Raw genomic sequence first — 12,522 nt, 5'->3', positions numbered from 1 at the left:
TCGTGACATACCGTTCATCCTGAACATAAGGTCAGTGATTTTAATTACTGGCCTTATTTTATTGTAACCAGCGCATTTGATACTCAACTTCATTCTGGCCAGTGACAACAAAACCATGGCGTAAATATAAAGAAATAACTGGATTTGCTAACAAAACATTTAATGTTATTGGTAGTTTTAACTCTTTTGCTTTTCTTTTAATTAAGGCTAAAACCTTACCACCAATTCCTTTTCCTTGATGTATTGGTATGATTTGCAGCTGCCTGATGTGTAATTTATTCGCTAATACGGCTATTTTTATTAAGCCTATAGGCTCATTGTTCATCAAAATAATAGTTGAATCTGCAAAAAAATCATTCACTCGTTCAAGGTGTTGCTGATCAGATAAATCCAAACCTGCAGCAATAAGATGTTCGCCCATTGAGGCTTTTCTTAATTGTAATAAATAGCCGATATCACTCTGCTGGGCTTGTCGAAATCCTATGGTTACTTTTTCATCACTGAGCATATTTATTACGATGGTGTTTAATCACTGAATCGCCCCATTGATAAATAGCTAAACCAGCAATGATAGCTAATGCGCCAACGATTAAATTAAAATTAATCGTTTCATTATTTAATAGTAACCCCAGTGAAATGGCAATCACTGGGGTGATCATAGTGATCAATGCCACCGTACTCGCTTTTAGGCGTTGTAATATATAGAAATAAGCAATAAAACCCACTAAAGAGCCAATAACACCAAGATAAACGACACTTAATATTGATTTGTTACTCCATGTTTGATGCGCAATATTGCCATCGAAAATAAGCCAAACTAAGGTAAATAAAGGTAAGCTTAATAATAGTGAACCCAGGGTTGTTGCCATAGGGTTTATAGCAACGTCAACACTTTTGACCAATACACCACTTAAACTAAAAAATGAAACCGCAATCAATACCGCGATAATGCCAATATATCCATCACCTTTAAGTGATATTTTATCAAAACATACTGTAGCTAAGCCGCAAATAGCGATCGCCAAGGCTATTTTTTTTGCTGTTGATAATGCAGACTCAGCCAAAAATCGCTGACTTAGCACCCCAGATAAAATAGGTGCCAAGCCGAACATTAACGACATCAGCCCAGAAGAAATGTAGCCAGCGGCTAAATACGCAAATAACATCCCACCAAAAATGCCTATCGCTGAAAAACTATAAAGTTTAAGCGCCTTTTTATGCCAAGGAAGCTCAATACGAAAAGCTTTCAGTATGAACCAGCCAGGCACAACCGCAATCAGCATCCGCAACAATACCGCTAAGGTTGGATGAATAGTTTCACTGCTCCACACTATCGCTAGTGGTGTTGTTGACCAGATAAGAATAACGGCAAAGTAAGCAATGGGGACTGACATTTTATATATCCTTTATCGGTGCTATATTGAAAATTCAACCCGAAGAAAACTAAAGAAACATAACGAGTATACAAATAATCGATGGCGATATTATCTGACTACGTCAAGAACATCTAAAAATAAACTTATCGATTTAGTGTGATTAATAGCCACTAATATCTACTAAAATAACAGCCATAAAATTTTTAAGCTTAAGGCAAATCATGGAGTTAAAAGTAATACCCGTAGTGCAGATATTAATTGCCGTGTTATTAATGATAGTTTTTTATAAAATATCACCCGATCTCACTTTGAGCTGGCCGGCACATTTACCGGTTGCCCTCGCGCTGTTCTTTATCGCGATAGTCGTCGGCCTTTGTGCAATAGTCAGTTTTAAAAAGCATAGAACAACCGTTAACCCCACTAAGCCAGAAACAAGCTCAACTGTGGTAAGTTCTGGCATATATTCATTTTCAAGAAATCCAATGTATTTAGCCATGCTGATTTCACTGATCTCGCTCACTTATTACTTACAACATTTAGCATCTTTACCTATTATTTTAATATTTATTGGCTGCATGACACGTTTTCAAATAATTCCCGAAGAAAAAATGTTAACAAAAATATTTGGTCAACAATACCGTGATTATCAGCTAAAAGTAAGACGTTGGTTATAAACGATATGAGTCAGACAGTAAAACCGCAATGTTGGGGCTTTACTGACTTACTCTGATGGCTTTGTTGATGCTACATAGCTTTTTAAAAGCTAATATAAACAACATGTTTTACTTAAGCTTTTTTCAGGTACGCCGAAACTAAAACAATACGTGTACCGTTAACTTTTCCTTCAATATGCTCAGGATTATCCGTTAAGGTAATACCACGCACCATAGTGCCCTGCTTAGCCGTAAAGTTAGCGCCTTTAACTTTTAAATCTTTAATCAAGGTAACATCGTCGCCGTCTTGTAAATCAGTGCCATTACTGTCTCTTGTTGGCCCCTCTCGCTCAGCAGCGGCAATGCCTTGCTCAGCCCAAGTTTTAACATCATCTTCCATGTAAATCATTTCTAAAGCGTCTTGTGCCCAACTCTCTGCTGACAGTTTATGAAGCAAGCGATACGACATAACTTGCACAGCAGGCTCTTGATTCCACATACTGTCGTTCAAACAACGCCAGTGACTTACATCCATTGAAGTGTCACCATTAATTTGTGCTGTGCATATAGCACATAGATATACACACTGCTGAGCACTTAAGTCGCTGGTTGGTGGCACAGGAAACACAGCTAATTGTTCAGTTGACGTACATAATTCACAGCTAGCATTACTGCGTGCTTTTAAGGCATTTTCGGTAGGCATAATATTAATTCACTAATTTTTGAAGAGGGTTTTTCGCTATTATGCCCCTAATTCAGTGATTTAAAAAGTGCTGATTAACAACGGGAAATAATTGACCTGAGCCATTATTTAAAGGCTACGCTTTACTCTGGCTAAAACGTGACCGTATAGCTTAGTTGCTGAATACTAAAGTGGCGGTATAGCTCTGTTACTGAATACTAAAGTGAAAGTATAGCTTTGTTGCTGGGCAATAAAGTGGCAAAAAACTATCACCCTGAATTAGCGTCAGGGTCTAAAATCAACCACCTCTCTATATGAGGTGGTTAACGAGGGCTTCATTTATTCTAGATTTTTAGTGATGTGATGCGAAGCCGCTGCCGTGAAAATAACATCGGTAGAGCTATTTAAGGCTGTTTCGGCAGAGTCTTGGATAACACCAATAATAAAGCCTATCGCGACTACTTGCATAGCAATGTCACTGTCTATACCAAACAAACCACAGGCTAATGGAATAAGTAACAATGAACCACCTGCAACACCAGAGGCTCCACAAGCTGATACTGAGGCGATGACACTCAATAAAATAGCGGTTGCAAAATCAACTTCAATATTTAAAGTATTGGCCGCAGCAAGCGTTAATACCGTAATGGTGATCGCCGCACCAGCCATATTAATGGTGGCGCCTAAAGGAATAGAAACCGAATAGGTATCTTCATGTAAATCAAGTTTTTCACACAGTTCCATATTAACCGGAATATTTGCTGCAGAGCTACGCGTAAAGAAAGCGGTAATACCCGATTCTTTTAAGCAAGTAAAGACTAGCGGATAAGGGTTTTTACGCGTAATAAAATAAACAATCAGCGGGTTAACCACTAAAGCAATAATAACCATAGAACCTAAAAGTAATAGTACTAGGTGTCTAAACTCACTTAAGGTATCAAAGCCTGTGGTCGCAACCGTATTAGCGACTAAGCCCATAATACCTAAGGGTGCAAAACGAATAACCAATTTAACGACACTTGAAATTGCTTCGGCTAAATCATGAACCATAACCTTCGTTGATTCACTGCCTTTCTTTAACGCAAAACCTAAGCCTAAGCCCCATGCTAAAATGCCAATAAAGTTTCCAGTAACAACCGCATTGAACGGATTATCCACAATTTTAAACGCTAAGGTTGATAAGACTTCACCTAGTCCTTGTGGCGGATTAGCACTTGCGCCAACAATATCTAATGTTAATTGCACCGGAAACGCAAAGCTTAGTGCTACAGCAACCAGCGCAGCACTTATTGTGCCGAGTAAATAAAGCCCAACAATCGGTTTTAAGTTAGCATCGCTATTTTGTTTTTGGTTAGCAATAGATGAAGCGACTAAAACGAATACCAAAATAGGGGCAACCGCTTTTAGTGCACTAACAAATAAACTGCCGAGTATCGAAAATGACTGTGCAACTTCAGGTAAAATAAGCGCTAAAACAATACCAACAACAAGTGCAATAATGATTTGATTAACGATGTTAATAGCTTTTAGCTTACCCAAAAATGATGTTTTTTCTACAGAGGTATTTTGTGTTGTCATAGTTTGTCTTATTTTAGTTATTGTTTTTGTTATTAAGATAACGTATCGATGAAAGATTTTTACCACTTATGCACCGACACTGTCTAGTTTATTCGTTACACGGTACCTTTAAAGAGGCAGTTGACCATGCCATGATAGCGTAAATGCTGAGTCACTGTTCTCGGCGAGATAGGACTGACAAACAAACTGTCCGACTACCGCAACCAATTCATTATCATAAAAGATAAAAGGTAACCTTTTTCTCTGCCATGTTGGTATAGCAAGCTCTTGTAAGATTTTCTTTAATGGTCTTGAATGCTGTCGATATTGTGGTAAACACCTTGGGTTTTCGTGAGAAAAACAAATCGTCACTTTTTGTTGCTCTGCCGGTTTTTTTATCACTGACTGCCAAGCACTATTTTCTTGTACTTGTGCTGATACATTAGAAAAACTTAACCAACCTAATTGATCGGGAAGATAAACATCTAACGGTTTATCATCCGCTAACAGCCCTAATGCCACGTTTTGTTGCCACAACGACAGGTCCTGATAGATACCCGTTAGGTGTAACTCACCTTTATAACGTCTAATACAACACTCAGCTAATTGCACAACTGGCGACTTATCCGCTTGTGCATTAAGCTGCTGGCATATTTGCATTAATTGCTTTTGGCTTGGCATTAAGAATCCATGGCAAGCCAAAAAATAGCGCAATAGATTTTTAAGACGTGCTTCGCTGAGCTTATTTACATCAACAACACTAAGCTTATTAGCTGAGGACTGACAAGCAATTAAATCTTGCTGCGCTAATTCATCCAGTAATTGTTGTGCTTCAAAGCAATGTTCAGCACTGCGTGCAATCGTCTTATTGATGCTTGGCCAACGTTGATTTAACTTAGGTAAAACTTGATGGCGGAGAAAGTTTCTGTCAAAACGCTCATCCGTATTTGATTCATCTTCTATCCAAGCTAAACCATACTCTTTCGCATAGGCTTCAATATCGGTTCGTGAAATAGTTAACAACGGTCTGACCAGTAATTGTTGCCCCAATATCATCTCACTTTGCATCGCTGAGAGCCCTTTCAAACCTGCGCCTCTTTTTAGGGCGAGTAGAAAAGTTTCAGCCTGATCGTCACTGTGATGACCCGTAACAATTAAATCACCTGCTTTAGCTACTGATTTTAGTGCTTGATAGCGGGCATCGCGCGCAAGCGCTTCTAAGCTTTTTTGGGCAACAGCTTGCACGTTTACTTCAATAATATCTAACGGCAGGCAAAATAGTTGGCATTGTGTTTTAGCAAAGGCTTGCCATTTAACGGCATTAACACTTAAGCCATGATTAACATGACAAACACGAATATCGCTATTAATAGCATGTTGTGCTCTTAAAGCACTAAGGCAATGTAACAGCACTTGAGAGTCGATACCGCCACTGTAGGCAACAAGCAGTGATTTTTGAGGGTGATTGGAAAAAAAATCTATTAAGGTCTGTTTAATCATAGAATACTTGGTTAATTGACACTGAAAACAAAAAAACTGTCGCCTTAACTTAGAGATAGAATCAGTAAGATAAGGCTACAACTTCATCAGCAGAGTATTCAATATTACTTTGCTCGTGTCGATTTATAGCAACTTAACAATAACCGAAAGACATTAATCTGTCATAACGTTTTTCAATTAATTCTTCTTTGGACAAGCCTTCTAATTCGGCAAGGTTTGATTTTAATTCTTGCTTTAAGTTAGCTGCCATAATATCCATATCACGATGTGCACCACCTAATGGTTCTTCAACGATATTATCGATAAGTTCTAATTCTTTAATACGCGTAGCGGTAATACCCATGGCGGCAGCGGCAGTAGGTGCCTTTTCAGCGGTTTTCCACAAGATGGATGCACAACCTTCAGGAGAGATTACCGAGTAAGTAGAATATTTCAGCATGTTGACACGATCACCAACACCAATCGCTAATGCACCACCAGACCCCCCCTCACCAATAACCGTACAAACAATCGGTACAGTTAAACGTGACATAACTTTTAAGTTCATCGCTATCGCTTCACTTTGGCCACGCTCTTCTGCACCTATACCCGGGTAGGCACCTGGCGTGTCAATAAAGGTAATAATCGGCATATTAAAACGTTCAGCCATTTGCATTAAGCGTAAGGCTTTACGGTAACCTTCTGGACGAGGCATACCAAAATTACGTTTAACTTTTTCTGCTGTTGAACGCCCTTTTTGATGACCAATAATCATCACAGGTTTACCGTCTAAACGCGCAGTGCCACCAACAATGGCTCTATCATCTGCATAGTGCCTATCACCAGCAAGCTCATCGAATTCAGTAAAAATGCGTGGTATGTAATCAAGCGTATAAGGACGCTGTGGATGACGTGCCACACGAGCTGTTTGCCAAGGGTCAAGATTTGCAAAAATCTTTTTGGTTAACTCCGCGTTTTTACCGCGTAATTGAGTAATTTGATCTTCAAGGTCAAGATCTAATTCTTGACCGTTATTGACTAATTGTAACTCTTCAATTTTGGCATCAAGTTCAGCAATAGGCTGCTCGAAATCTAAAAAATTTAATGACATATGATTATTCTTACCTATGTTCTATGCCGTTTTATAACAACAGCATGATTATTCAAATAGAGTACTTAATAATTTAAATTTGACTATTAAGTTGCTAACAAAGTCGTCATCGACCTTGTTATAAATTTTTTATAATGGTTAACAATAAATAACCCTTTAATGCGCCCTAAATTATTTAAACCTTAAAGTAACGTCGCCATCACCTAATAAGGTTTTTAATTCATGTAATAAAGGGTCTGCAGGCGTAACGCGCCATTGTACGCCTAATTCTAGCATAGCTTTTGCTTCATCTCTTTGATAAAACAACCGAACAGGACACGTACCATCCTTATAAGGTGTTAATACCTCGGTAAATTTATCAATAAAACCTGCGCCTGCCTTGTTTTTATTGACATTGATATCTACTGAAGAGACATAGTTTTCACGAGCATCACCAACCGTCATGATATCTCGAGCGGTCATTGTAATGCCTCCGGAGTATTCATCAAAGCTGACCTGTCCACTACAGACCAAAATAGCATCACTTACCAGCAATTCAGCAAAATTATCATAGTCATCGGGAAAGAGTCTAATGTCCATGCGAGCACTTTTATCGTCAAGCGTAACCAAGGCCCATCGTCTGCCGCGCTTATTGACCATAACTCTAACACCTAACACTAAACCAACCGCAACCGTGATTTTGTCTTTACTGGTCGGTTGCAGACTTACTAAGCGTCCAGTCGCATAATGCTTTATTTCACTTAAGAAACGATTGATGGGATGACCCGTTAAATATAAACCTAACGTTTCTTTCTCTGCATTAAGCCAAACTTCTTCAGCCCACATCGGCACATCTTTAAAGGCTTGTCGCGGCTCTGCTGACGTTTCATTAATTAAGCCAAATAAATCATTCTGTCCAACTGCCTGTGCTTTTGCATATTGGTCTGCAGCCTTTATGGCTTCAGGTAATGTTTCAAATAAAACAGCACGATGTGGTACTTCTTTACCGTTGATAATTTTTTTAGGCCCTAAACTGTCCATGGCCCCGGCTTTAACTAATTTTTCTAAAACACGTTTATTAATTTTTTTCAGATCGAGTCGCGCGCAAAAATCAAAAAGATCTGTAAATTCACCACCGGCTTCGCGTGCGGCAATAATGGCATCAATCGGACCTTCACCCACACCTTTTACTGCGCCAATACCGTAGACAATTTGATCTTGCTCGTTAACGGTAAATTTATATTGACCGGCATTAACATCAGGGGGTAGTAAATCTATACCCATATTGCCACATTCATCAACTAGGGTAACAATTTTATCGGTGTTGTCTATGTCGGCTGACATTACCGCAGCCATAAATGGCGCAGGGTAATGTGTTTTCATCCATAAGGTTTGATAAGAAACCAAGGCGTAAGCCGCTGAGTGCGATTTATTAAAACCATAACCCGCAAATTTCTCCACCAAATCGAAGATCTTCATCGCAAGTTCGCCGTCAACACCTCGGTTGATCGCGCCTTGCTCAAAGCCATCACGCTGTTTGGCCATTTCTTCAGGTTTTTTCTTACCCATAGCGCGGCGTAGCATATCCGCGCCACCTAACGAGTAACCCGCCAATACTTGCGCAATTTGCATAACCTGTTCTTGATATAAAATAATACCGTAAGTCGGTTCAAGAATAGGCTTTAAGTCAATATGTTGCCAAGTAGCATCCGGATAGCTTACTTCTTCACGACCATGCTTACGTTCAATAAAGTTATCAACCATGCCAGACTGCAATGGTCCTGGTCTAAAGAGCGCAACCAAGGCGATAATATCTTCAAAGCAGTCAGGCTTTAATTTTGCAATAAGTGATTTCATACCACTAGACTCGAGCTGAAACACTGCCGTTGTCTCAGATCTTAATAACACTTTAAAACTGGCTGGGTCTTCTAAATTAATGCGGGTAATATCAATAGGCGCTTTGCCTTGTTTTAACAATTTTGCATCAGCCATTTCGATAGCCCACTGCAAAATCGTTAACGTGCGAAGTCCCAAGAAATCAAACTTAACTAAACCGGCATCTTCAACATCATTTTTATCGAACTGAGTAACCGGGTTTTTACCCTCTTCGTCACAGTAAAGTGGCGCAAAGTCGGTAATGGTGGTTGGTGATATCACGACACCACCGGCATGTTTACCGGCATTTCGTGTTGTGCCTTCTAAAATACGGCACATATCAATTAAATCTTTGACTTCACTGTCTTGTGCGTAAGCTTCTGGCAACTTAGGCTCTTCTTCAAAGGCCTTGGCTAGTGTCATGCCTGGTGTTGGCGGTATAAGCTTAGAGATGCGGTCAACAAAACCATAAGGGTGACCGAGTACTCGTCCAACATCTCGAATAACCGCCTTGGCTGCCATGGTGCCAAAGGTAATAATTTGCGACACGGCATCACGGCCATATAGTTCAGCAACGTGATCAATAACTTCATCACGCCTGTCCATACAGAAATCGATATCAAAATCTGGCATAGAGACACGCTCAGGATTCAAAAAACGTTCAAAGAGCAAATCATATTCAAGGGGATCTAAGTCGGTAATTTTTTGGGCATAAGCGACCAACGAGCCGGCACCAGAACCACGGCCAGGACCCACAGGAATATTATTATCTTTACTCCACTGAATAAATTCCATCACGATTAAAAAATAACCGGGAAAGCCCATATTGTTAACCACTTTAAGTTCAATGGCTAAACGTTCGTCGTAGGGTTTACGCTTTTCAGCAAAATCTGCAGCGTCTTTATCAAATAAGGTCTCTAAGCGGTCTTGTAAACCTTCTTCAGAGACTTTAACCAAGTAATCTTCAATCGATAAACCTTCTGTTGGAAAGTCAGGGAGAACATATTCTCCAAGCCTAACCGTAACATTACAGCGTTTGGCGATTTCAACTGTATTCTCAATCGCTTCAGGGATGTCTGAAAATAACTCACACATTTCCTCTTCAGTTCGAAGGTACTGCTCTTTAGAATATTTTTTCGGGCGACGTTTATCGTTGAGGGTAAAACCATCATGTATGGCAACACGTATTTCATGGGCATCAAAGCGCTTAGGAGAAATAAACATCACTTCGTTCGTTGCTACCACAGGGAGCGAAGCTTTTTCTGCCAGCTCGACTGCCAAATGAATATAGTTTTCTTCGTTTTCTCTGTTGGTTCTGATCAGTTCAAGATAAAAGCAATCAGGAAAATAGCTTTGGTAAAAATCGACCATTTTATTGACTAGCTCGACATTTCCCTTAATCAGCGCTTTACCAATATCACCTTCGCGACCCGCCGACAATAAGATCAAACCTGGAGCATAGTCAATTAACCAATGCTTATCGATAACTGCCTTGCCTTGAACATGACCCCGAAGGTAGGCTTTAGAAATAAGTTCAGTGAGATTTTTGTAGCCAACATTATTTGTGGCTAAAACAACAATGCGGGAAAGTTCATTTTCTAATTCATCACTTTTAACCCAGAGATCGCAACCAATAATCGGTTTTATTCCCGCGCCATGAGCAGCATGATAATATTTAACCAGACCACAAAGGTTTGTTTGGTCGGTTAGTGCGATGGCGGGCATTCCCAAAGCTAAAGCTTTGGCGACAATAGGTTTTACTTTATTTAAACCATCACATAATGAATAGTCACTGTGCACTCGCAAATGAATAAATTTTGGTTGAGCTTTGACTGACACTAATTCGGGTGCACCAACTAATACTTGCTCTGACATTAACACTTCACCTGGGAGTCTTCTTGTTGAGTTTTTGTCGGTAAAACACCCTGCATAGCAATAACTTTTGCTACTGGCTTAAAGCTTGCTCGGTAGCAATCAAGTACACCGTGCTCTACTATTTTTTCTAAATGGGCTTTGGTTGGATAACCTTTATGTTTTGCAAAGCCATACTCGGGATGTAATTCATCTAAAGCGAGCATTTCATCATCACGAACGACTTTTGCAAGGATTGACGCCGCACTTATTTCACTGACCCGATCATCGCCTTTCACCACAGATTGGCTAGCAATGTTGCCATTCACCTGCATAAAAATAGGGCAACGATTACCATCAACTAAAACATAATCAGGTGTTACTGATAGATCTTGTACTGCTCGCTGCATCGCTAACATAGTGGCATGCAGAATATTTAAGGTATCTATTTCTTCGGGGCTTGCTCGTCCAACAGCCCAAGCAATAGCTTTTTCTTTTATTTCCACCGCAAGTAACTGACGCTTTTTATCTGATAGCTTTTTTGAATCCATCAAACCTTCAATAGGATTTTCGGGATCAAGAATAACCGCAGCAGTAACAACGTCACCCACCAAAGGTCCTCGCCCAACCTCATCGACTCCTGCGATACAGTAGGCAATGGGGTATTCAAAAGGTGGAAAAATCTTTTTAGCTTTTGCCACTTTCTTAATGGGTGTTAAACTGGTGTCGCTTACCGCTTCATTACTCATTTTGACATTAGATCCATGACAGCTTTCGCCGCTTCTTGACTGGCATTTTGTTTTAAAGCGAGATGAATTTTCATATATTCATCTTCAAGTGATGTTTGGTCTTGATATAAACGTTCTTTAACTAACGGCACAATGTTATCAACGCTAACTTTACCTTGCAGTAATTCAGGTACCAGTGTTTTTTTCGTCAATAAATTAGGTAATGAAAACCATTCTAATTTTACTAGACCTTTAAACATGTGATAAGTAAAAGCATTGAACTTATAGCAAATCACCATGGGGCGTTTAACTAATGCAGCTTCTAGGGTTACCGTACCAGAGGCCATGAGTAAACAATCACTGGCCGCCATTACTTGCTGGGTTTTATTAGTAATAATTGTTACCGCTAAATTTGGCGCTATTTTCTCTTTCAATTGGCTAAATTGTTTGGTTCTCTTATCACTGATCATCGGCACAACAAAATGTAATTGTGGGTCTTGTGCTAACAGTTCTACTGCAGACATTAAAAAAGGCTCGGTTAATCGAGATAACTCTCCACCACGACTACCGGGCATAAGTGCAAGTATTTTTTTATCAAGCGGTAAGTTAAGGGCTTGTCTCGCTTCACGCTTATCCGAGTAAAATGGAATATCGTCTGCTAGCGGATGGCCAACAAAAGTACAGGGCACTTCATATTTATCATAGAAATCTTTTTCAAAAGGCAATAACGACAGCACCATATCGGTAGCCGCTTCAATGGTAAAAATACGCTTTTCACGCCAAGCCCATACAGATGGGCTAACGTAATGAACTGTTTTAATACCCGCTTTCTTTAGTTGTCTTTCTAGGCGTAAATTAAAATCGGGTGCATCGATGCCAATAAACACGTCGGGTCTATCATTAATAAACTGAGCGGCTAAACAGTCTTTGACATGAAATAAGCGTTTGAGGCGTCCCAATACTTCAAAAATGCCCATCACGGAAAGCTCTTCCATTTCAAACAAACTTTCAAAACCCAGAGCTTGCATTTTTGGACCACCAATACCGATAAACTTGGCATTAGGGTAAACAGATATTAGAGAGCTCATAAGACCAGCGCCGAGCGTATCGCCAGAATGCTCGCCAACAACAAGCCCAAACACGGGCGGTTGTTGAGCAGTTGAACTATTTATAATGGGTGATGTTTGGAGAATAGCCTGTTTTTCTACTGTGTTTGTCATTAACCTTTACT

At 39.8% G+C, this 12,522-nt stretch carries 10 protein-coding genes; 1 reads left to right on the top strand and 9 read right to left on the bottom strand.

From position 1 onward, the window contains the following. Positions 1 to 58: 58 nt before the first annotated feature. Together H4J67_RS03860 and H4J67_RS03855 are read right to left on the bottom strand one after the other, a co-directional pair. Positions 59 to 508 carry a GNAT family N-acetyltransferase gene (locus tag H4J67_RS03860; protein WP_259368474.1) on the bottom strand — a complete coding sequence of 150 codons (450 nt, stop codon included), beginning with the start codon at positions 506 to 508 and terminating at the stop codon, positions 59 to 61. Continuing rightward, positions 498 to 1,394 (bottom strand): DMT family transporter, encoded by an 897-nt coding sequence (locus H4J67_RS03855; RefSeq protein ID WP_182174651.1) that lies wholly within the window; start codon positions 1,392 to 1,394, stop codon positions 498 to 500. Before H4J67_RS03855 ends, H4J67_RS03860 begins: the two co-directional genes overlap by 11 nt. A gap of 203 nt (positions 1,395 to 1,597) precedes the next feature. Here H4J67_RS03855 and H4J67_RS03850 point away from each other — a divergent pair, with 203 nt between their 5' ends. Then, entirely contained in the window at positions 1,598 to 2,050 is a 453-nt protein-coding gene (locus H4J67_RS03850) for an isoprenylcysteine carboxylmethyltransferase family protein (protein ID WP_182174648.1), read from the top strand. Positions 2,051 to 2,162: 112 nt separating this feature from the next. Here the strand turns inward: H4J67_RS03850 and H4J67_RS03845 are convergent, their stop codons facing one another. The 7 genes from H4J67_RS03845 to lpxB form a co-directional block, all read right to left on the bottom strand. Next, entirely contained in the window at positions 2,163 to 2,732 is a 570-nt protein-coding gene (locus tag H4J67_RS03845; RefSeq protein ID WP_182174645.1) for an alkylphosphonate utilization protein, read from the bottom strand. Positions 2,733 to 3,050: 318 nt separating this feature from the next. Further along, the gene (gene sstT, locus H4J67_RS03840) at positions 3,051 to 4,289 is read right to left on the bottom strand and encodes a serine/threonine transporter SstT (RefSeq protein WP_182174642.1); all 1,239 of its coding nucleotides are present in this window, start codon (positions 4,287 to 4,289) and stop codon (positions 3,051 to 3,053) included. A 108-nt stretch (positions 4,290 to 4,397) separates the two neighbouring features. Further along, complete coding sequence (gene tilS / locus H4J67_RS03835; protein WP_182174639.1) at positions 4,398 to 5,768, bottom strand: tRNA lysidine(34) synthetase TilS; 1,371 nt, start codon at positions 5,766 to 5,768, stop codon at positions 4,398 to 4,400. A 133-nt stretch (positions 5,769 to 5,901) separates the two neighbouring features. Continuing rightward, on the bottom strand, positions 5,902 to 6,858 hold the full coding sequence (gene accA, locus H4J67_RS03830) for an acetyl-CoA carboxylase carboxyl transferase subunit alpha (protein WP_070374042.1): 957 nt from the start codon (positions 6,856 to 6,858) through the stop codon (positions 5,902 to 5,904). A gap of 171 nt (positions 6,859 to 7,029) precedes the next feature. Continuing rightward, positions 7,030 to 10,587 carry a DNA polymerase III subunit alpha gene (dnaE, locus tag H4J67_RS03825; protein ID WP_182202902.1) on the bottom strand — a complete coding sequence of 1,186 codons (3,558 nt, stop codon included), beginning with the start codon at positions 10,585 to 10,587 and terminating at the stop codon, positions 7,030 to 7,032. Then, positions 10,587 to 11,312 (bottom strand): ribonuclease HII, encoded by a 726-nt coding sequence (gene rnhB / locus H4J67_RS03820; RefSeq protein WP_182174633.1) that lies wholly within the window; start codon positions 11,310 to 11,312, stop codon positions 10,587 to 10,589. The genes dnaE and rnhB overlap by 1 nt, the downstream gene beginning before the upstream one ends. Continuing rightward, positions 11,309 to 12,511, bottom strand: coding sequence for a lipid-A-disaccharide synthase (lpxB, locus tag H4J67_RS03815; protein WP_182174631.1), 1,203 nt, complete (start codon positions 12,509 to 12,511; stop codon positions 11,309 to 11,311). Before lpxB ends, rnhB begins: the two co-directional genes overlap by 4 nt. Positions 12,512 to 12,522: the final 11 nt, after the last annotated feature.

Source organism: Colwellia sp. BRX10-4 (assembly GCF_014077465.1).
Lineage (GTDB): Bacteria > Pseudomonadota > Gammaproteobacteria > Enterobacterales > Alteromonadaceae > Colwellia_A.
The sequence above is the reverse complement of the archived record's forward strand: the minus strand, read 5'-3'. Positions and strand labels throughout refer to the sequence as shown.

What these genes read in the sequence shown, in the direction of transcription:
- H4J67_RS03860 (WP_259368474.1), bottom strand. Translation starts at nt 508, where the DNA reads ATGCTCAGTGATGAAAAAGTAACCATAGGATTTCGACAAGCCCAGCAG.
- H4J67_RS03855 (WP_182174651.1), bottom strand. Translation starts at nt 1,394, where the DNA reads ATGTCAGTCCCCATTGCTTACTTTGCCGTTATTCTTATCTGGTCAACA.
- H4J67_RS03850 (WP_182174648.1), top strand. Translation starts at nt 1,598, where the DNA reads ATGGAGTTAAAAGTAATACCCGTAGTGCAGATATTAATTGCCGTGTTA.
- H4J67_RS03845 (WP_182174645.1), bottom strand. Translation starts at nt 2,732, where the DNA reads ATGCCTACCGAAAATGCCTTAAAAGCACGCAGTAATGCTAGCTGTGAA.
- sstT (WP_182174642.1), bottom strand. Translation starts at nt 4,289, where the DNA reads ATGACAACACAAAATACCTCTGTAGAAAAAACATCATTTTTGGGTAAG.
- tilS (WP_182174639.1), bottom strand. Translation starts at nt 5,768, where the DNA reads ATGATTAAACAGACCTTAATAGATTTTTTTTCCAATCACCCTCAAAAA.
- accA (WP_070374042.1), bottom strand. Translation starts at nt 6,858, where the DNA reads ATGTCATTAAATTTTTTAGATTTCGAGCAGCCTATTGCTGAACTTGAT.
- dnaE (WP_182202902.1), bottom strand. Translation starts at nt 10,587, where the DNA reads ATGTCAGAGCAAGTATTAGTTGGTGCACCCGAATTAGTGTCAGTCAAA.
- rnhB (WP_182174633.1), bottom strand. Translation starts at nt 11,312, where the DNA reads ATGAGTAATGAAGCGGTAAGCGACACCAGTTTAACACCCATTAAGAAA.
- lpxB (WP_182174631.1), bottom strand. Translation starts at nt 12,511, where the DNA reads ATGACAAACACAGTAGAAAAACAGGCTATTCTCCAAACATCACCCATT.